The sequence below is a fragment of the Micromonospora sp. NBS 11-29 genome (assembly GCF_002140155.1).
GTDB lineage: Bacteria > Actinomycetota > Actinomycetes > Mycobacteriales > Micromonosporaceae > Micromonospora.
The window spans coordinates 480081-499710 of the sequence record NZ_NAPR01000006.1; the positions used below are offsets into that span (position 1 = coordinate 480081).

16 protein-coding genes and 2 pseudogenes are annotated in these 19630 nt (G+C 72.7%); 7 read left to right on the forward strand and 11 right to left on the reverse strand.

The features are described 5' to 3' along the window. Positions 1–140 precede the first annotated feature (140 nt). From B1205_RS09980 to B1205_RS10005, 6 genes and pseudogenes are all read right to left on the reverse strand, one after another. On the reverse strand, positions 141–1694 hold the full coding sequence (locus B1205_RS09980) for a fused MFS/spermidine synthase (RefSeq protein WP_089155317.1): 1554 nt from the start codon (positions 1692–1694) through the stop codon (positions 141–143). A gap of 36 nt (positions 1695–1730) precedes the next feature. Beyond that, the gene (locus B1205_RS09985; RefSeq protein ID WP_089155318.1) at positions 1731–2771 is read right to left on the reverse strand and encodes a coiled-coil domain-containing protein; all 1041 of its coding nucleotides are present in this window, start codon (positions 2769–2771) and stop codon (positions 1731–1733) included. A 120-nt stretch (positions 2772–2891) separates the two neighbouring features. Then, complete coding sequence (locus B1205_RS09990) at positions 2892–3701, reverse strand: inositol monophosphatase family protein (RefSeq protein WP_089155319.1); 810 nt, start codon at positions 3699–3701, stop codon at positions 2892–2894. Beyond that, positions 3694–4146 carry a response regulator gene (locus tag B1205_RS09995; RefSeq protein WP_089155320.1) on the reverse strand — a complete coding sequence of 151 codons (453 nt, stop codon included), beginning with the start codon at positions 4144–4146 and terminating at the stop codon, positions 3694–3696. The genes B1205_RS09990 and B1205_RS09995 overlap by 8 nt, the downstream gene beginning before the upstream one ends. Next, positions 4143–5900 carry a sensor histidine kinase gene (locus B1205_RS10000; protein ID WP_254909819.1) on the reverse strand — a complete coding sequence of 586 codons (1758 nt, stop codon included), beginning with the start codon at positions 5898–5900 and terminating at the stop codon, positions 4143–4145. Before B1205_RS10000 ends, B1205_RS09995 begins: the two co-directional genes overlap by 4 nt. Continuing rightward, a pseudogene (locus tag B1205_RS10005) lies at positions 5897–7115 on the reverse strand (PP2C family protein-serine/threonine phosphatase). Before B1205_RS10005 ends, B1205_RS10000 begins: the two are co-directional and overlap by 4 nt. A 629-nt stretch (positions 7116–7744) precedes the next feature. Here B1205_RS10005 and B1205_RS10010 point away from each other — a divergent pair. After that, entirely contained in the window at positions 7745–9697 is a 1953-nt protein-coding gene (locus B1205_RS10010) for a M28 family peptidase (RefSeq protein ID WP_441338464.1), read from the forward strand. On the opposite strand, the gene B1205_RS10015 is transcribed toward B1205_RS10010, so the two are convergent. Beyond that, positions 9694–10533, reverse strand: coding sequence for an SDR family NAD(P)-dependent oxidoreductase (locus tag B1205_RS10015; protein ID WP_089155322.1), 840 nt, complete (start codon positions 10531–10533; stop codon positions 9694–9696). The two genes, B1205_RS10010 and B1205_RS10015, sit on opposite strands and share 4 nt — an antisense overlap. A 61-nt stretch (positions 10534–10594) precedes the next feature. Here B1205_RS10015 and B1205_RS10020 point away from each other — a divergent pair, with 61 nt between their 5' ends. From B1205_RS10020 to B1205_RS10030, 3 genes are all read left to right on the forward strand, one after another. Beyond that, entirely contained in the window at positions 10595–11191 is a 597-nt protein-coding gene (locus B1205_RS10020) for a TetR/AcrR family transcriptional regulator (RefSeq protein ID WP_089155323.1), read from the forward strand. 62 nt (positions 11192–11253) lie between these two features. Then, complete coding sequence (locus B1205_RS10025; RefSeq protein WP_089155324.1) at positions 11254–11856, forward strand: dihydrofolate reductase family protein; 603 nt, start codon at positions 11254–11256, stop codon at positions 11854–11856. A 198-nt stretch (positions 11857–12054) separates the two neighbouring features. After that, complete coding sequence (locus B1205_RS10030) at positions 12055–12510, forward strand: hypothetical protein (protein WP_089155325.1); 456 nt, start codon at positions 12055–12057, stop codon at positions 12508–12510. A gap of 130 nt (positions 12511–12640) precedes the next feature. Here the strand turns inward: B1205_RS10030 and B1205_RS10035 are convergent, their stop codons facing one another. The 3 genes from B1205_RS10035 to B1205_RS10045 form a co-directional block, all read right to left on the reverse strand. Next, on the reverse strand, positions 12641–12895 hold the full coding sequence (locus tag B1205_RS10035; RefSeq protein WP_013288724.1) for a Smr/MutS family protein: 255 nt from the start codon (positions 12893–12895) through the stop codon (positions 12641–12643). 58 nt (positions 12896–12953) lie between these two features. Then, complete coding sequence (locus B1205_RS10040) at positions 12954–13316, reverse strand: tetratricopeptide repeat protein (protein ID WP_089155326.1); 363 nt, start codon at positions 13314–13316, stop codon at positions 12954–12956. Between the two features lie 85 nt (positions 13317–13401). Continuing rightward, positions 13402–14172: an ROK family protein gene (locus B1205_RS10045; protein WP_089155327.1), complete on the reverse strand. Its 771-nt coding sequence runs from the start codon at positions 14170–14172 to the stop codon at positions 13402–13404. A 38-nt stretch (positions 14173–14210) separates the two neighbouring features. On the opposite strand from B1205_RS10045, the gene B1205_RS10050 reads away from it, so the two are divergent. Together B1205_RS10050 and B1205_RS10055 are read left to right on the forward strand one after the other, a co-directional pair. Continuing rightward, positions 14211–15848: an ABC-F family ATP-binding cassette domain-containing protein gene (locus B1205_RS10050; protein WP_089155328.1), complete on the forward strand. Its 1638-nt coding sequence runs from the start codon at positions 14211–14213 to the stop codon at positions 15846–15848. Between the two features lie 280 nt (positions 15849–16128). Continuing rightward, positions 16129–16799: pseudogene (locus tag B1205_RS10055) on the forward strand (methyltransferase domain-containing protein). Between the two features lie 141 nt (positions 16800–16940). Here B1205_RS10055 and B1205_RS10060 read toward each other — a convergent pair. Next, a complete protein-coding gene (locus B1205_RS10060) occupies positions 16941–17942 on the reverse strand; it encodes a LacI family DNA-binding transcriptional regulator (protein WP_089155329.1) in 1002 nt (333 codons plus the stop codon). Positions 17943–18091: 149 nt separating this feature from the next. Between B1205_RS10060 and arfA the strand changes: the two genes are divergently transcribed. Beyond that, positions 18092–19603 (forward strand): arabinosylfuranosidase ArfA, encoded by a 1512-nt coding sequence (gene arfA / locus B1205_RS10065; RefSeq protein WP_089155404.1) that lies wholly within the window; start codon positions 18092–18094, stop codon positions 19601–19603. Positions 19604–19630 lie beyond the last annotated feature (27 nt).

The following is a 19630-nucleotide window of genomic DNA, read 5'->3' on the forward strand; positions in this document are numbered from 1 at the left end:
GCCCAACTGCTCGACCAACCGGTATCGCTCACCGAGCAGTTGCACGCCGTTCCTGACCGCTCCGCCCATGGTCGGTGCAGTTGCCCGAAGTCGACCTCGCTACACCTGTGCGGTCGTAATCGGTCAGGGAAGTCACCCGTTCAGGCGGTCGCGAGGAGCTGGTCCACCGGCGCGTAGTCGTCGGTGAGCACCCGCGCGTCCCCGATCCACTCGGCCGTCCGCGCCTCGTCGAGCAGCTCCGCCGGCTCGGGGAGCGGCTTCAGGCCGGCCGGGATCCCGGCCAGCGGCAACGGCACGTCCGAGGCGACGATCACGAAGTTGGCCCCGTGCCGGCCGGCGATCGCACCCGGCGGCGCGATCAGCGCGACGTGTTCGAACACGGCGGAGACGGTGGCCAGCTCGGCCCGGATGAACCGGTCCGGCGGGTAGTCGATGACGTTCTGCACGTAGATGCCGTCCGGTCGGAGCACCCGGCGGATGTCGGCGGCCATCTCCCGGGTCGCCAGGTGCCAGGGCACGACCAGGTGACCGAACGCGTCGCCGACGACGAAGTCGCGGCTGTCGGTCGGCTCGGCGCCGAGCAGCACCCGCGCGTCGCCGACCCGGGCGCGCAGCTTCGGCCCGGTGCGCAGGCCCATCTCCCGCCGGTCCAGCTCGACCAGGCCGCCGTCGACCTCGAAGACCAGGTTGTCGCTGCCGGGCCGGGTCGCGGCCAGGTAGTTGGGCACGGTGAAGCCGCCGCCGCCCAGGTGCAGCGCGTCCATCGGCTGCCGCGCCGGCCGGGCCAGGTCCGCGACCAGGCCGATCCACTGCGCGTACGAGTACTTGAGGTGGGTCGGGTCGGCCAGGTCGACGTAGGAGTGCTCGGCCGAGTTGAGGTAGAGGGTGCGCCCATCCGGGGAGTCCGGGTCCTCCTCCACCCGGGCGCAGTGGTAGGCGGTCTCCACGTCGCACGGGTTCGGTGCCGCCGCGGTGAACCCCGCGGCGGCGAGACCGAGCAGCGCGAGTGCCGCCTTGGCCCGGCCCGGCGTCGACGGCGTGGCACCCGAGCGCCGACGCAGCCAGAACCCGAGCGCCAGCCCGGTCACGCCGAGCACCGCGGCGAGCGCCAGCACGATCACCGAGCTGGGCAGCGCGGCGACCAGGATGAAGCCGGTGCCCAGCGTGGCGGTGATGCCGCCGAGCGTGCCGATGCTGGACAGCTTGCCGACCACCTGACCGGTGCGGCGCAGGTCGGCGAGCTGGAGCTTCACCACCAGCGGGGTGATGCCGGCGAGCAGCGCGGCGGGCAGCAGCACGGTCAGCGCGGTCAGCAGGAGCACCGCGCTGGCCGCGCCGCCGCGCAGCACCTCACCGGCGTACCGGACGATGGGCAGGGTGATCGCGGTGGCGATGCCGGCCAGCACCAGCGCCGGGGCGAGCAGGGTGCGCGGGTCCCGCCGGTCGGCGAGCCACCCGCCCATCCACGCCCCGTACGCGATGGCGGCCAGCGCCATGCCGATGACCGAGCTGGTCACCTGGAGGGTCACCCCGACGTACGGGCCGACCAGGCGCAGCGAGACGGTCTCCAGCACCAGCACCGCGCCGCTGGAGAGGAAGACCAGGAACGCGGCGAGCCCGTTCGGCAGGGCCCGTGGCGGGGCCGGCTCGGCGGTCGCCGGTGTGCTGACGGTGTCGGACGATGTGCTGCTCACCGTGGCGAGGGTACGCGGCGTTTCGGACCGTTCGGGTCAATACATCGAGATGTGAACATGGTTTGTGTGGTCGGCCGCCGGGCTGCCGCCGCCGCTGTACGCGCGCCAGCCGGTGTTCGGCATCCAGATCTGCCGATACCAGATCACGTACATGATGCCGAGCCGGTTGGCGTTGTTCTTCGCCCAGTTGGCGAGGCTGTCCCCGTACGACTTGTCGCCGCCGGTGGCGGTGCGGTCCTCGAAGCCGTCGGTGGCGGCGGCGAAGTCGCAGGCCCGTCCCTTCGGGTGCTCGCCGCCCCCGCCGCTGCGGTGGCAGGACGCGTACCGCTTGTAACCGGCCGCCTTCGCCTGCTGGAGCATGTGCAGCGTACGCGGGGTGATGCAGCCGTCCGCCGGCGTCGGGTCGCTCACCGAGCAGGACTCCGACGGCCACGACCCGTCCGAGTTGCGGGGCGCCGGCTTGGCCGACGAGGAGCTGCCGCCGAAACCGGCGCCGGCGCCGGAGCTGACCTTGGCCAGCGCCACCTCGGCGTCCTTCTTCTTCCGGGCCAGCACGGTGACCTGCTTCTGCTGCTCCCGCACCTCGGCGTCGATGGCGAGCTTCGACTCGGCGGCCTCGGCCTTCGCGGCGGCCAGGTCACCCAGCCGCTTGCTGTTGCGCTGGGCCAGCATGTCCAGCTCGACCGCCCGGTGCAGGAAGTCGTCCGGTCCGGAACTGGCCAGCAGCATCGACGCCGGGGTCAGCCGCCCCTGCTGGTACGACTGCACGGCGACCTCGCCGGCCTCGGCGGTCAGCCCGACGAGGCGTACCTCGATGTCCTTGAGCTGGGCGGCCAGCGCGGCCTGCCGGCGCTTGGAGTTGTCCAGCTTGTTCTTGGCGTCGATGTGGCCCTTCGCCGCGGCCTCCAGCGCCGCCCGTAGCTGCTTGCTGCCACCCTCGTCGTCGGCGTTCGGGCTGGGCGCGGCGGCGGCCGGGCCGGCGGCGGCGAGGCCGGCGCCGAGCAGCACGGCCGTCGCGGTCAGCAGCGCGAGCAGCGACCGGCGGACGCGCCGGCCGGTGAGCCTGGTCCTGGGCACGTGATGGTCCTTCCGTCAACCGCCGGTCACGATACCGGACCACGCGCGCCGAGCCGGATTCGTGACCGCCGATGACGGAAAACATCGACGCAGCGTGCCGAGCCCGTCGCTCAGCGCTGGTCAGCTCGCCAGCAGCGCCGCGTACACCTCGTCCCAGATCTCCTCGGTGGCCGCGACCAGCAGGCCCCGGCCCTCGTCCGCCGGGTGGTAGTCGGTGCCGTCGAAGCGGCGGGCGACGCCGCCGGCCTCCCGGACCAGCAGCGTGCCCGGGGTGTGGTCCCACGGCAGGGTGCGCCAGAACAACACGAACTGCTGCGCGCCGGTGAGGATGTCCAGGTATTCCCGGCCGGCGCAGTGCTGGCCGGGCAGCAACTCGCCGATCCGCCGGCCGCCGGCCTCGACGTCGCGGCGGAACTCGGCGGGCAGGAACTTCGTCATCGCGGTGCCGCGCAGCGCCCCCACCTCGGGCATCGACCGGGTGGCCCGCACCGGCGTGCCGTCCAGCCGGGTGCCCGCGTCGAGCCGGCCGGCGGCCATCGTGCCGTCCAGCGGGTCGTAGACCCAGGAGGCCACCGGTACGCCGTCGGTGAGCAGCGCCGCCATCAGCGCGAAGGGCCGCCGCCCGGCGGCGAAGTTGGAGGTGCCGTCGACCGGGTCGACCAGCCAGACGTCGCCGTCGCCGCGCAGGTGCCGCAGCAGGTCCGGGTCGTCGGCGACCGCCTCCTCGCCGACCACCACGGAACCGGGGCGCAGCCGTCGCAGCCCGTCGGAGATCAGCTTCTCGGCCTCGCGGTCGGCGACGGTGACCACCTCGCCGGGTGCCTTCTCGGAGATGTCGGACGGGTCGAGCCGGCGGAACATGGGCACGACCACGTCGGCCGCGGCCTCCCGGAGCAGCGCGGCGACGTCGTCCAGCAGCGGGTCAGCCACGCGGCGGCAGCTTGACCACGCTGACGAAGAACTCGTCGATCTGGCGGACGACCGAGATGAAGCGCTCGAAGTCCACCGGCTTGGTCACGTAGGCGTTGGCGTGCAGCTGGTAGCTGCGCAGGATGTCCTCGTCGGCCTGCGAGGTGGTGAGCACCACGACCGGGATCCGGCGGAGGTGCTCGTCCTTCTTGATCTCCTCCAGCACCTCCCGACCGTCCCGGCGGGGCAGGTTCAGGTCGAGCAGGATCAGGTCGGGCGATACCGCGTCCGCGTACTGGCCCTCGCGGCGCAGGTAGGCCAGGGCCTCGGCGCCGTCGGAGACGACCGTGAGGCGGTTGCGGAGCTTGTGCTCCTCGAACGCCTCCTGGGTCATCAGCACGTCGCCCGGATCGTCCTCGACCAGCAGGACCTCGATCGGGCTCTTGCCGTCGGCCGGCGCGGTCATCCCACCGTCTCCTTCATGCCACCGTTTGTATCGTGTCGGTCCGCCTCCGTGGGCGACTCTTCCCGTGCCGGTCCGTCCGGCTGCCGCACGACGTCCACCGGGGCGGCCTCGGCGCCCTCCCCGGCCGACGCCCCGTCCCCGTTCGACCCCTCCACCGCCTCCGCCGCCGCTTCGGCCGCCGCCGCCTTCTCGGCCGCCCGCGCCGCCTCGATGTCGGCCTCCAGGGCGGGCAGCGTGAACCGGATCGTGGTGCCTTCCTCGACGTCGGTGTCCACCCACACCCGGCCGCCGTGGTATTCCACGATCTTCTTCACGATCGCCAGTCCGATGCCGGTGCCCGGGTACGCGTCCTTGGAGTGCAACCGCTGGAAGATCACGAAGATCTTGTCGGCGAACTCCGGTTCGATGCCGATGCCGTTGTCCCGGCAGCTGATCTCCCACTCGCCGTCGACCAGCCGGGCCGAGACGTGCACCTTCGGCGGCACGTCGGCGCGGCGGAACTTGACCGAGTTGCTGACCAGGTTCGCCAGCAGGTTGGTCAGCAGCGGCTCCTCGCCGCGGATCGTCGGCATCCGGTCCCAGGTCAGCTCCCCGTCGGCGTACTGGCGGGCCGCCTCGGTCTGCCCGGCCACGTCGCCCATCACCTTGTTCAGGTCGACCTCGGTGAACCCGGTGGTCAACCGGCCGATCCGGGAGAACGCGAGCAGGTCGTTGATGAGCCGCTGCATCCGCTGCGCCCCGTCCACCGCGAACGCGATGTACTGGTCCGCCCGCTCGTCGAGCTGGCCGGCGTAGCGCCGCTGGAGGAGCTGGCAGAAGCTGGCCACCTTGCGCAGCGGCTCCTGGAGGTCGTGCGAGGCGACGTACGCGAACTGCTCCAGGTCACGGTTGGACCGGGTCAGCTCCTCCGCCTGCTTCTGGAGCTGGCTGTTGACCCACTCGATCCGTTCCCGGGCCTGGCGTACCTCCTCCAGCTCCTGGGCGATCTTCCGGCGCATCTGGTCGATGTCGTCGGCGAGCCGGCGGAACTCCGGCGGACCGGACCCTTCGATGCGGTGCTGGTAGTCGCCCTCGGCGACCTCCCGTACCTGCCCGACCAGGCCGGCCAGCGGCCGGATCAGGATCCGGTCGAGCGAGAGCAGCATGACCGCGCCGGCCACCGCCACCACCAGGGCGGCGACGATCAGCAGCACGACGAGCGCGTTGCTGGTCGAGTTCACCCGGTCGGCGGCCTGCTGCCGGACGGTGAGGATCTCCCCCTGGAGCGTGGTCACCGACGTCCGGATGCCGTCGAACTGCCGCCGGGTCTGATCGGTGATCAACGCCTGCCCGGCCGCCGGGCCGCTGCGCTCGGTGGTCGTGATCACCGGCTCGGCCACCTGGGCCCGCCACCGCGCCGTCTCCTGCTCGATCACGGCCAGCTCGCGGCGCACGCCCGGATAGTCGGCGGAGAGCCCGCGGATGGACGTGACCAGGCTCTGCTCGCGTCGCAGGCCCTCCTGGTAGGGGGCGAGGTCGTTGCGGTCGCCGTTCACCGCGTACCCGCGCACCGCGGTCTCCTGGTCCAGCAGCGCGCTCATCAGCTCCTGCGCCTGGACCCGCAGCGGGCCGGTCCGCAGCAGCACCGCGTCGATGTTCTGCCGGTTCTTCGCCGCCACCGCGGCCTCCGCGCCGGCCAGCCCGAGCAGCAGCACCAGGACCACGCCGAGCAGCGTTCCCACCCGTCGCCGCAGCGTCCAGCCCTGCGTGTTCACCGGCCACCGCCGCGCGTGACCAGCAGCATCGCCACGTCGTCGGCGAGCGGCCCGCCGTTGATCTGCTCGGCCCGGCCGACCAGCCAGGCGGGCAGGTCGGCCAGCGGGACCGCCCGGTTGGCCGGGTCGGCGAGCAGGCCGGTCAGCCCCGGCACGTCGAGCCGTTCGTCGCCGCCGTCGACCCGACCCTCGATGAGGCCGTCGGTGTACATCAGCAGGGACCAGTCATCGGTGTCGAACTCCAGATCGAAGGCAACGGGACGGCGGGGCCGGACGCCGAGCAGCAGCCCGCCCTTGGCCGGAACCGGGGCGACCTTACCGCCGCTGAGCAGCAGCGGCGGCGGGTGGCCGNGCGGTGTCCAGGTCGAGGCGGGCGGTGGCGACCGTCGCGAAGATCTCCTGGAGCCGGCGCTCGCTCATCAGCACCTGCTCCAACGCGGGCAGCACCTCGTCGTCCGGCACCCCGGCCAGCACCAGGGCCCGCCAGGCGACGCGCAGCTCGACGCCGAGCGCCGCCTCGTCGACGCCGTGGCCGCAGACGTCGCCGACGATCAGGTCGATCCGGTCCGGGCGGGTCTGCACCACGTCGTAGAAGTCGCCGCCGATCAGCGCGGCGTGCCGGCCGGGCCGGTAGAACGTGTGCACCGACACTTCGTCGGTGGTCATCAACGGCTGCGGCAGCAGGCCCCGCTCCAGGCGGGCCGACTCGGCCTGGCGCAGCTCCACCTCGCGCAGCCGGCGGGCGTTCTCGTCGGCCCGCTTGCGCTCCACCGCGTAACGCAGCGCACGGGTCAGCAGGACACCGTCGACCTGACCCTTGACCAGGTAGTCCTGTGCGCCCTCGGCGACCGCCACGATGCCCAGGTGCTCGTCGGAACGGCCGGTCAGCACGCACACCGCGGCGCCGCTGGCCATCTCCAGCACCCGGCGCAGCCCGTCCAGGCCCTGCGCGTCGGGCAGGCCCAGGTCGAGCAGGACGCAGTCGACGCCCATGACCCGCTGGCGGGCCTCGCTGAGGCTGGTCGCGACCAGCAGGTCGATCATCGAGTTGGTCTCGGCGAGCAGCTCGCCGACCAGGAAGGCGTCGCCCTCGTCGTCCTCGACCAGCAGCACCCGCAGCCGCTCGCCCGGCGGCAGGCCGCCGTGGAACCCCGAACCGGCCTGCGGCACGACGGCGGCACCCGGCGCGGCGGGCCCCCGGTGCGGCCGGGCCACCGCCGCGAGACGCGGGAGTTCGCTGGTGATGTCGGGCTCCTTCCGAGCGCCCCGGACGTTCCTGCCTGAGTCAACGGTCGCACACGACACGACCGCCGTCGGCATGGGCGGGCGCGTGACCCGTCCACCCGAACAGCGGCACGACCGACCCACGATGTTACGCGGGAGCGCTGCCAGACCCGCCAGCGCACCGACCGGGGAGTGCCACCGCCGCCGGCGGGGTGCAGGATGATGCCCACCCCCGTAGATCCACCCCCGAGGAGTCCCCGTGGGCGCACCCCCCACCCGCCCCGCCGACCGGGCGCTCGCCAAGCCGCGCCGCCGGCTGCCNGGTCGCGCTGCTCGCCGTCGGGGCGGGCGTCCTGGTCGGCCTCGCCACCCCGGCGCCGCGCCCGGCCGACGCGCCGGCCGGTGAGTTCAGCGCCGCCCGGGCGTACCGGAACGTCGAGGTGATCGCGGCCCGGCCGCACGTCGCCGGCAGCGAGGCCAACGACCGGGTACGCGAACACCTGGTCGGCGCGCTGCGCGGGCTGGGCCTGCAGACCGAGGTGCAGGACGCCGTGGCGCCCGAGGCGGGGCAACTGTCCGGCGCGGCCGGCGGCGCGACGCTGGCCCGGGTCCGCAACGTGGTGGCCCGGCTCCCCGGCACCGACCCGACCGGCAAGGTCTTCCTGGTCTCCCACTACGACTCGGTGCAGACCGGGCCCGGCGGCAACGACGACGCCGCCGGCACCGCCACCATCCTGGAGGTGGCCCGCGCGCTGACCACCGGCCCGCGCCCCCGCAACGACGTGGTGTTCGTGCTCACCGACGCGGAGGAGGCGTGCCTGTGCGGGGCCGCCGGCTTCGCCGCCGACCACCCGCTCGCCCGCGACGGCGGGGTGGTGCTCAACCTGGAGGCGCGCGGTTCCACCGGCCCGGTGATCATGTTCGAGACCTCCCGGAACAACGCGAAGCTCGTGGACGTGTTCGGCCGGGCCGCGCCGCACCCGGTGGGCACCTCGTTCGCGGTGGAGATCTACCGGGCGCTGCCCAACGACACCGACTTCACCGCCTTCCTCGACCGGAAGTTCGTGGGCCTGAACTCCGCCTACATCGACGGCGCCGCGATCTACCACACCCCGCTGGACGTGCCGGCCCGGATGGACCGGGGCAGCCTCCAGATGCACGGCGACAACGCGCTCGGCCTGGCCCGCGAGTTCGGCCGCACCGACCTGGGCGACCTGCGCGCCGGCCACGACGCCACCTACTTCCCGGTGCCGGGCGGGCTGGTCCGCTACCCCGGCTGGCTGACCCTGCCGCTGGCCGTGGCCGCGCTGCTCGCGGTCGGCGCGCTGGGCTGGCTGCTGCGCCGCCGGGGGCGGGCCACCGCCGGCACGCTCGCCGCCGGCGCCGGCCTGGCCCTGGTGCCGGTCGTCGTGGCCCCGCTGGGCGCGTGGCTGCTCTGGGCCGCGATCACCACGATCCGACCCGGGTACGCCGAGCTGCTCGACCCGTACCGTCCGGTCTGGTACCGGCTCGCCGTGGTGGCGCTCGCCGCCGCCGTGCTCCTCTGCTGGTACGCGCTGCTGCGCCGCCGCGTCGGCCCGGCCGCGCTGGCGTTCGGCGGGCTGCTCTGGCTGGCCCTGTTCGGCGTGCTGCTCGCCGTGCTGGTGCCCGGCGGGGCGTACCTGACGACCCTGCCGGCCCTGGCCGGCGCGCTCGCCGCCTTCGCGGCGCTCGCCACCCGCCAGGACGGCCCGTGGCCGGTGGTCGCGGTGACGCTGGCCGGCGCGGTCGCCGTGGTGATCCTGCTGCCCACCGTGGTGCTGCTCTTCCCCGCGCTCGGCATGGGCCTGGGCGCGGTGGCCGCCCTGGTCGCGGTGCTGCTCGGCCTGGCCGCGCTGCCCGTGGTGGACCTGCTGCACCCGCGGGCCGGCGGCCAACGCGGCCGGCTCGCGCTGCGCGCCCNGCTCGCCGGGGTCGGCCTGACCGTCGACCGCTTCGACGCCGCGCACCCCGTGCCCACCCACCTGATGTACGCGCTGGACGCCGGCAGCGGCAAGGCCGCCTGGCTGAGTCACGAGGACCGCCCGCAGCCCTGGACCGACCGCTACGTCGACCGGACCATCTCGGTGACCGACGACTTCCCCGGGCTGGGCGACGGCGAGCTGCGCGCCGGCCCGGCGCCGGCGGCGTCGCTGCCCGCGCCGAAGCTGGAGGTGTTGGCCGACGACCGCACCGGCGACCAGCGGGTGGTGAAGGTGCAGGTGACGCCGCAGCGGCCGGTCCGGCTGCTCACGCTGCACGTCGACACGCGCACCGCGACCGTGCGGTCCGCGTCGGTGGCCGGGCGGAACGTGCCGGTGAAGGTACGCGAGGGCCGCTGGGGCTTCGGCATCGTGTTCCACGCCCCGCCGCCGGAAGGGGTGGAGGTGACGCTGACGCTGACGTCCTCGGCCGAGACGGTGACCGTGCGCGCGATGGACGCCAGCGACGGGCTGTCCGCGCTGCCCGGGTTCCGGCCCCGGCCGGCGAACGTCGGGGTGGTGGGCTCGCACAGCTCGGAGATGCTGGCGGTGGGCCGCTCGTACGCGCTCTAACCGGCCGTTCCGGGGGCGGGCACCGGGCGTTCGGCGGCGCGGCTGACCCGCTCCCAGCCCGCCCAGGTGTCCATCCGCCGGCGGGAGAGGTCGAACGCCAGGTCGTACACCATGCTGCCGAGCAGCAGCCGCAGCGGCGGGTCGTCGCTGTCGACGAGTCGCAGCAGAGCCTCGGCGGCCAGCCGGGGCTCACTGTCGACCGATCCCTCCGCCCACTGCCGCTCCAGTTCGGCGCGCAGCGGCGCGTACGCGTCCATCGGGGTGGTGGCGCTGACGTCGGTGTAGAGGTCGGTCCAGTAGCCGCCCGGCTGCACGATGCTGAGCCTGACGTCGAAGGCCGCCGCCTCCGCCGCCAGGGCCTCGCTCATGCCCTCCAGGGCGAACTTGCTCGCGCTGTACAGCCCCGTGCTCGGGAAGCCACCGAGCGCGGCGATGCTGGAGACCTGCACGATGTGGCCGGACCGTTGCGCGCGCAGGTGCGGCAGCACGGCCTGGCTGACCCAGAGCGCGCCGAAGACGTTGACCTCGAACTGGGCGCGCGCCTGCGCCTCGGTGAACTCCTCGATCATGCCCATGGACAGCGTGCCGGCGTTGTTGACCACGATGTCGAGCCGCCCGAAGTGCGCGACCGCGGTGTCCACGGCGGCGACGACGGCCGCCCGGTCGGTCACGTCGAGGGTCAGGGTCAGCAGCCGGTCGCCGTGCCGGGCGTCGAAGCTGTCCCGGCTGACGGTCCGCGCCGCGGCGACCACCCGGTCACCCCGGTCGAGCGCGGCCTCGACGAACGCATGGCCGAGGCCACGGCTGGCACCGGTGATGAACCAGGTCTTCTGCATGTCGGCTCCCTTTCCGTGAACGAGACGAGACGGTCCGTCTCGTTCTGATACCGTACCCCACATGACGCCGCCCAACACGGCCCGCCGCCGGGAGACCTCCCGCCGCGCCATCCTCACCGCCGCCTTCGACCTGCTCCAGGAGGTCGACTACGCGAAGGTCAGCATCGAGGGCATCGCCGCCCGGGCCGGCGTGGGAAAACAGACCATCTACCGCTGGTGGCCCTCCAAGGGCGCGGTCGTCTTCGACGCCTTCCTGATGCTCAGCGAGGGCACCGAGGGCGAACCGATCCAACTGCCGGACACCGGCGACCTGGCGGCCGACCTGACCGAGGTGCTACGCGCCACCGTCGCCGAGCTGACCGACCCCCGGTACGAGCCACCGATGCGCGCGCTGGCCACCGAGATCGCCCACGACCCCGAGCTGGCAGCCGCCTACGCCGAACGGCTGGACGGGCCGTTGCGGGAGGCCAAACGGCAGCGCCTGCGCAGTGCCCAGCAGGCCGGACAGATCGCCGAGAACGTCGACCTCGACGTCGCGGTGGACCTGATCTGGGGCCCGCTGTTCCAACGCTGGCTCCACCGCGGCGGACCGCTCACCACCGCGTACACCGATCGCCTGGTCGCCACCGCGCTCGACGGGCTGCGACCGCACCGGTGACTTTCTCCCGGCCCCGGCGTCTACCTCCGTGAAGGCATCGACCAGATTCCGAGGAGCCCACCATGAGCAAGGTGACCACCGGCGCGACCATGTCCCTGGACGGCTACATCGCGGACCCGTCGCACGGCGGTTTCGACCACCTCTTCCAGTGGTACGGCAACGGCGACGTGGAGACGCCCACCGCCAACCCGGAGATGACGTTCCGCACGTCGGCGGCCAGCGCCGAGCACATCCGGGCGCTGACCGAACGCACCGGGGCGCTGGTGGTCGGCCGCACGCTGTTCGACCTGACCAACGGCTGGGGCGGCCGGCACCCGCTGGACAAGCCGGTGGTCGTGGTGACCCACCGGGTCCCGGACGGCTGGGCGCCCGAGGGCGAGTCGTTCGTGTTCGTCACCGACGGCATCGAGCGGGCGATCTCCCGTGCCCGCTCCCTCGCCGGCGGAAGGGAGGTCGGGGTGAACGGCGGGACGATCGCGCGGCAGGTGCTGGAGGCGGGGTTGCTCGACGAGGTGCACGTGGACCTGGTGCCGGTGCTGCTCGGCGACGGGATTCCGTTCTTCTCCGGTCTGGGGATCGCGCCTGTCGATCTCGACGGGCCGTTCCGGGTGGTCGAGGGCGTCGGGGTCACCCACCTGGCCTACCGGGTACGCCGACCCGCGTGATCCTGCTCCGGCCAATGCCGGGCTTCCAAGTCAGATCGAACGGCGCGCAGGCCCGTCACCGACTCATCGCATCATAGGGTTGATCTGGTACAACCCCGCCATACCGTCGGATCGTGGAGCTGCTCGGGTTGGATGAGATCGATCAGCGTTGGCCGCAAGGGATTCCCCGATCCGTTCGTCACCTTGCATGATCGCGCCGTGGGAATTCTCTGTGACTACTTCTCGGCGCCCACCGACGAGACGGCCGCCGCGGTCGCCGACGTCCTGGCCGGTCCGCGCGCCGCTGCCGATCCCGGGTTCGAGGTCGTCGAACTGAAAGGGATCGAGCCCACCGTGCAGCTCGGCACGTTGGAGGCGCTCCTGACCGGCCGCGACTACGACGTGGTGACGCGCAGCCCGAGGTGGGGCAATGCCGTCGCGGTCCGTCACGACGGCGAGGTGCTCGTCATCTCGCTCACCGACGAGCTGCACACCGCGCTGGCCGCCGCGTCGGAGAGTCAGCTACGGGAGGTGGCGGTGCCATGGTCGGAGACCGAGGAGTTCTGGGGGCAGGGTGAGCCGTCGATCCTGGCCGAGGTCCTGATCGAGCTGGGGGTTCTGGCTCGTCGAGCGACGGCCCGGGACGAACGGCTCTACTGCCGGGTCTGCGTCTAGCCCACTCCGGCCGTCGGTTCAGCCGTGCAGATCTTGGTATGAAATGGCCCCTATAGGGGCCATTTCATACCAAGATCTCGTGGAACCCGCCACTTCGGCGAAGTGGGGTGGATCAAGAGCCAGCCAAGCGCTACTTCCAGCGGAAGTGGACGAAGAGGCGGCCGAAGTTCTTCGAGTCCTTCTCGACGCGGTGGTAGAGCTGCTTGACGTCCTTCTGGTCGAGGAAGCGCAGCACCTTCTTCTTCAGCGCGCCGGAGCCCTTGCCCGGGATGATCTCCACGAGCGTGGCCTTCTTCGCCACCGCCTCGTCCATGATTCCGCGCAACGCGCGGTCGATGTCGTGGCCCTTGTTGTAGATGTCGTGGAGGTCGAGCTTGAGCTTCACGGGTCCCATCCTAGGTACGCCGAAGGGCAGCCCGACCGGGCTGCCCTTCGACGGACCGTCACCGACCGACCCGACCCTCCACCCGCTTGAGCGCGGTGGTGTAGTCGGTGTTGGTCGAGTACATCGCCGCCGCGATGCGCAGGTGCCGCAGCGCGTCGGCCGGCCGGTTCATCCGCTCCAACGTGCGGCCGAGCACGTGGTGCGCGTAATGGTCGCTCGGGTCCCGGTCGACCAGCTCACGCAGGTGCTCCTCGGCCCGGTTGAGCTGGGCCGACTGGAAGTATGCGCGGGCCAGCAACTGCCGGACCGAGGAGTTGTCGGGCTCCGCCTCGATGATCGGCTCCAGCAGCCGGGCTGCCCCGGTCGGGTCCCCCGAGTCGAAGAACATGGTTGCCCGCCGGTACTCCGCCAGAAGGTCCACTCGACCCACCTCCTCGTGTCGTCAGCCCTTTGTCCGACGCTGGCACAACACCGGCGGAAGCGCGAGTGTTCCACGGGTCCGAGGATCAGGTCGTGGGGTCGTACCGGTCGCCCACCAGCTCCCAGGCCCGGACACCACCGACGATTCCGGCTGTGTTCGGGACGATCACGACATCGTCCCCCATCCGGGCCACCTGTTCCGGGCGGATCAGCCGCGAGTTGCCGCCGCCGAGGTAGAGCCGGTCCCAGCGGAACACCGGCCGCAGGCCGTCCACCACCTGCCGGATCCGCCGGGACCAGAACGCGTCACCGAGGCGCCGCCGTTCCGGCTCCCCGACGTACGTGTCGTAGGTGGTGTTCCACCGCACCGGCGCGTGCGACAGCTCCAGGTGCGGCGCGATCACGCCGCCGTCGAAAAGCGCGCTGCCCAGCCCGGTGCCGAGCGTCAGCACCAGCTCGCAGCCGGTCCCGGCGACCACGCCCGCGCCGTGCACCTCGGCGTCGTTGAGGACCAGCGCGGGCACCCCGAACGCCTCGGCCAGCGCGCCGCGCGCGTCGTACCCGGACCACTGGGCGAGCAGGTCCGGATCGACGCGGCTGCGCGGCCCGGACCGGGTCACGTAGTGCGGGGTGGCCACCACCACGCCGTGCCGGATCATGCCGGGCATCCCGACGGTGAGCCGGTCCGCCGAGGGCAGCCGCGCGCCGAGATCCACCAGCGTCCGCACGAACAAGGTCGGGGGCAGAGGGTACGGCGTGGGCACGCGCAACGGCCGCGCCCGCATCGTGCCGGCGGCGTCCAGCACGGAGGCCTTGATCCCGCCGCCCCCGCAGTCGATCGCCAATGTGGTCGCCACGGCTGTGAGTCTCCCTCACCGGTAGGCTCGGTGGCCTGATGAGCGCCACGTTGATCGCCAAGGATCTCACCGCCGGCCACGGTGACCGCCTCCTCTTCGAAGACCTCAATCTGGTCGTCGCGCCCGGCGACGTGGTCGGCCTGGTCGGGGTGAACGGCGCCGGCAAGTCCACGCTGCTGCGCACGCTCGCCGGCCTCCAGCCCCGGGAGCAGGGCACGGTGGCGTTGAGCCCACCCACCGCCACGGTCGGCTACCTGCCGCAGGAGCCGGAACGCCGGCCGGGCGAGACGGTCCGCGACTTCCTGGCCCGGCGTACCGGAGTCACCGCCGCCCAGGCCGCGCTGGACGCCGCCACCGAGGCGCTGACCGCCGGGGCGGCGGGCGCCGACGACGCGTACGCGATCGCCTTGGAACGTTGGCTCGACCTCGGCGGCGCGGATCTGGACGAACGGGCCGAGCAGGTCGCCGCGGAGCTGGGCCTCGACGTGGGGCTGGACCATCCGACCATCGGGCTCTCCGGCGGGCAGGCCGCCCGCGCCGGGCTGGCGTCGCTGCTGCTCAGCCGCTACGACGTCTTCCTGCTCGACGAGCCCACCAACGACCTGGACCTGGCCGGGCTGGACCGGCTGGAACGCTTCGTCACCGGGCTGCGCGCCGGCACCGTGGTGGTCAGCCACGACCGGGAGTTCCTCACCCGCACGGTCAACCGGATCGTCGAGTTGGACCTGCACCAGCGGCAGGTCAACCACTACGGCGGCGGCTACGCGGCCTATCTGGAGGAACGCGCCGTGGCGCGCCGGCACGCCCGCGAGGAGTTCGAGGAGTACGCCGACACGAAGGCCGGTCTGGAGGCGCGCGCCCGGACCCAGCGCGCCTGGATGGAGAAGGGCGTGAAGAACGCCCGGCGCAAGGCCACCGACAACGACAAGATCGGTCGCAAGTTCCGGTCCGAGGCCACCGAGAAGCAGGCGGCGAAGGCGAAGCAGACCGCCCGGCTGATCGAGCGGCTGGAGGTGGTCGAGGAGCCGCGCAAGGAGTGGGAGCTGCGGATGGAGATCGCCGCCGCGCCCCGCGCCGGCGCCGTCGTGGCCTCGCTCCGAGCCGCCGTGGTACGCCGGGGCGACTTCACCCTCGGCCCGGTGGACCTCCAGGTCGACTGGGCGGACCGGGTGGCGATCACCGGGGCGAACGGCTCCGGCAAGAGCACCCTGCTGGCCGCGCTGCTGGGCCGGCTGCCGCTGGACGAGGGGCACGCCGCGCTCGGCCCGGGCGTGGTGGTGGGCGAGGTGGACCAGGCCCGGGGACTCTTCCTCGGCGACCAGCCACTGCTCGGCGCGTTCGCCGCCGCCGTACCCGATCTCAACCCGGCGGACGTGCGGACGCTGCTGGCCAAGTTCGGCCTGCGGGCCGACCACGTGCTGCGGCCGGCGGCGACGCTCTCCCCCGGCGAGCGGACCCGGGCGGCGTTGGCGCTGCTCCAGGGGCGCGGGGTCAACCTGCTGGTGCTCGACGAGCCGACCAACCACCTGGACCTGGCCGCGATCGAGCAGCTGGAGTCGGCACTGGCCACCTACCCCGGCACCCTGCTGCTGGTCACCCACGACCGCCGCATGCTGGACGCGGTGACCCTGACCCGGCGACTGCGCGTGGCGAAGGGACGAATCACCGAGGACTGACCCGCCCCCTCCCTCCCTCCCTTAGCGTTGATCATGAAGTTGACGGCAGCGTGTGCCCCAATTTGTCGCCGCCAACTCCATGGTCAACGGACCTTGTCCGGCGATTGCTGCCGGCCGGGCGGCTTCGGGTGCACTTGTTGTCGCCTGGGCGACGACAAGTGCACCCACACCGGGCGGCCCCGACGGAGGTCAGCGGATCCGCTCGCGCCGGTGGGGATGGGGCGGGGTGGGGGGCGTGTATCGGGGTGGAATGGGGGTAACGCGCCGCCGGAGGTGGCACATGGTGGCGATGGGGCAGGTCGCGCTCTCGGGTGAACGGCTCCGGCAGNGCGCGGCACCGCCGTCGAGGTGCGCTTCGACCGAGGTGTGGCACACCTGACCGGCGAGGTCGCCGACCCGGCGGAGCTGCGGCTGGTGCGGGAGCTGATCGGCCGGCTGTCCGGGGTGCTCGGGGTCTGGTGCCGGGTCGGGGTGGCCGGTCGGCCGCCGGTGGTGGTGGACCTGGGCTGCGGTGCCACCAAGCAGTGGCCGGGCAACCTGGGGTTGGACATCTATCCGGCGCCCGGGGTCGACGCGGTGGCCAACCTGGCCGGCTCACTGCCGCTGCGGGACGACTCGGTGGACGTGTTCTTCGCGGTGCACATCGTCGAGCACCTGATCGATTTTCTGCCGCTGTTCGACGAGTGTCACCGGGCGCTGCGGCCCGGCGGAGTGCTGCACATCATGAGCCCGTGGTGGCGGCACGTCAACGCGGTGGCCGACCCGACCCACGTACGCCTGCTCGACGTGCAGACGTTCAAGGGCATCTGCGGTCAGCGCCCGCCCGGCACCCCGCGCTGGTATCCGCTGCACGTCGGCTGCGACGGCGCCTCCGTCTTCGCCGACCTCACCCCCCTCCCCACGGACGCCCCCGCCCCACCCCCTTCCCACCTGGCCCGCTTCTTCGACTGACCACCCAACCACCCACCCCACCCACCCACCCACCCCACCACCCGGACCACCCCGTTGATCATGAAGTTAGCGGCAGTTTCGGAGATCCACATCGCCGCTAACTTCATGATCAACGAGACCGGGGGTGGGTGGGGGTGGGGGTTAGGGGGCGGATTCTCGGAGGGAGAGGTGGTAAGGGGCCACCAACTCGCGGGGTGGGGCTTCTCGGTCGGTGGTCAGGCGGCCGGCGAGCAGTTCGACCGCCAGGCGGGCGATGCGTTCCTTGTCCGGGGCGACCGTGCTCAGGGTCGGGATCGAGAAGCGGCCGTCCTCGATGTCGTCGAAGCCGGCGACCGCGACGTCCTCGGGCACGCGCAGGCCGGCCTCGTGCAACGCGCGCAGCGCCCCGAGGGCCAGCGTGTCGTTGAAGCAGAAGACGGCGTCGGGGCGTACCCCGGTGGTGAGCAGGTGCCGCATGGCGGCGGCGCCGTCCGCGCGGTGCCAGGCCGGCGCGGGCGCCACCAGCCGGTCGTCGTAGTCGAGGCCGGCCTCGGCCAGCGCGGCGGTGTAGCCGGCCAGGCGTAGCCGGGCGCTGGCGCCCTCGGGGGTGCGCTGGGAGCCGATCGCGGCGACCCGTCGGCGACCGAGGCCGATCAGGTGGGCGGTGACCTCCCGGGCGGCGGCCACATTGTCGATCATGACGTGGTCGGCGGGGCCGTGGTCGACCCGCTCGCCGAGCAGCACCATGGGCAGGCCGGCGAGGCCGGCGAGGTCGTCGGCGGTGAGCGCGAGCGGGCTGAGGATCAGGCCGTCGATCATGTGGTCGCCGATCCCGCTGGCGGCCTTGCGTTCCTGCTCCGGGCCGCCGCCGGTCTGGTCGACGAGCACGGTCCAGCCGTGCTCGGCGGCGGCGTCGACGACGTGCCGGGCCAGCTCGGCGAAGTAGGGGATGTCGAGTTCGGGCACGGCCAGGGCGATCACGCCGGTGCGCCCCTTGCGCAGGTTGCGGGCCGACAGGTTGGGCCGGTAGTGCAGCTCGGCGATGGCCTCCTCGACCCGGGCCCGGGTGTCGGCGCGGACGTGCTGGTAGCCGTTGACCACGTTCGAGACGGTCTTCACCGACACGCCGGCCCGCTCCGCCACGTCCTTCAGCCTGTGCCGCACCGAACGTCCTCCCCGCCGACCGCTGGCCGAACTCTACCGCGTCACGACGCCGTAACAGCCTCTTTACATCGTTGCTTACAACGTTGTACAAACCAGGGGAACCGGTGACCGGGGTCACCGGGAACGGCACCGACGGAAAGGTGGCACCCGTGCCCAACGCACAGCTCACCATCGACCCGGCGTTCCGCGTCGGCCAGGCCGACCGCCGGCTCTTCGGCTCCTTCGTCGAGCACATGGGGCGTTGCGTCTACGGCGGGGTCTACGAACCCGGGCACCCCGACGCCGACCCGCACGGCTTCCGGCGTGACGTGCTGGAACTGACCCGGGAACTGGGCGTCTCCGTGGTTCGCTACCCGGGCGGCAACTTCGTCTCCAGCTACCGCTGGGAGGACGGCATCGGCCCGGCCGGCGACCGACCGCGCCGACTCGACCTCGCCTGGAAGACGATCGAAACCAACGCGTTCGGCCTGGACGAGTTCATGACCTGGACGGCCGAGGCCGGCGTCGAACCGATGATGGCGGTCAACCTCGGCACACGAGGCATGCCCGAGGCGTGCGACCTGCTGGAGTACACCAACCACCCGGGCGGCACCCGCCTGTCCGACCTGCGCCGCAAGCACGGCGCCGAGCAGCCGTACGGGGTGCGGCTGTGGTGCCTCGGCAACGAGATGGACGGGCCGTGGCAGGTCGGGCACAAGACCGCCGACGAGTACGGCCGGCTGGCCGCCGAGACGGCCCGCGCGATGAAGCTGATCGACCCCTCGATCAGCCTGGTCGCCTGCGGCAGCTCGAACCGCAGCATGCCCACGTTCGCCGGCTGGGAGGCGACCGTGCTGGAGCACACCTACGAGCACGTCGACTACATCTCCGCGCACACCTACTACGACCCCTCCGACGGGGACCGGGCCAGCATCCTCGCCTCCGCGGTCGACATGGACGCCTTCATCACCGAGGTGACCGCCACCGCCGACCACGTCGGCGCGAAGCTGCGGCAGAAGCGCAAGCTCAAGGTCTCCTTCGATGAGTGGAACGTCTGGTACCAGTCCCGCCTCCAGGCCGACCTGGACCGGCGCGGCTGGGTGGAGGCCCCGCCGCTGATCGAGGACGACTACACCGCCGACGACGCGGTGGTGGTCGGGGACCTGCTGATCACGCTGCTCCGACACGCCGACCGGGTCGGCGTGGCCTGCCAGGCGCAGCTCGCCAACGTCATCGCCCCGATCCGCACCCGCACCGGCGGCCCCGCCTGGCGGCAGAGCATCTTCCACCCGTTCGCGCTCACCGCCCGGTACGCCCGCGGCACCGTGCTGCGCACCGAGCCGGTCGGCCCGACGTACGCCACGAAGCGGTACGGCGACGTGCCGGTGCTCGACACCGTCGCCGTGCACGACGAGGAGACCGGCGGCCTGGCCGTCTTCGCGGTGAACCGGGGCCCGGCCGACCTCCCGATCGACCTGGACCTGCGCGGCCTGCCCGGGCTGCGCGGCGCGGCGCACACCACGCTCGCGGCCGGGGCCGACCCGGCCGCCACGAACACCGAGGCCGACCCCGAGCGGGTAACGCCCCGGGACCTCACCACCCCCACCCTCGACGGCGGCCGCTGCACCGTGGCGCTGCCCGCCACCTCCTGGAACCTGCTGCGCTTCACACCACAGCGGTGACCCGGACATACTCCACCCCGTCCCCCA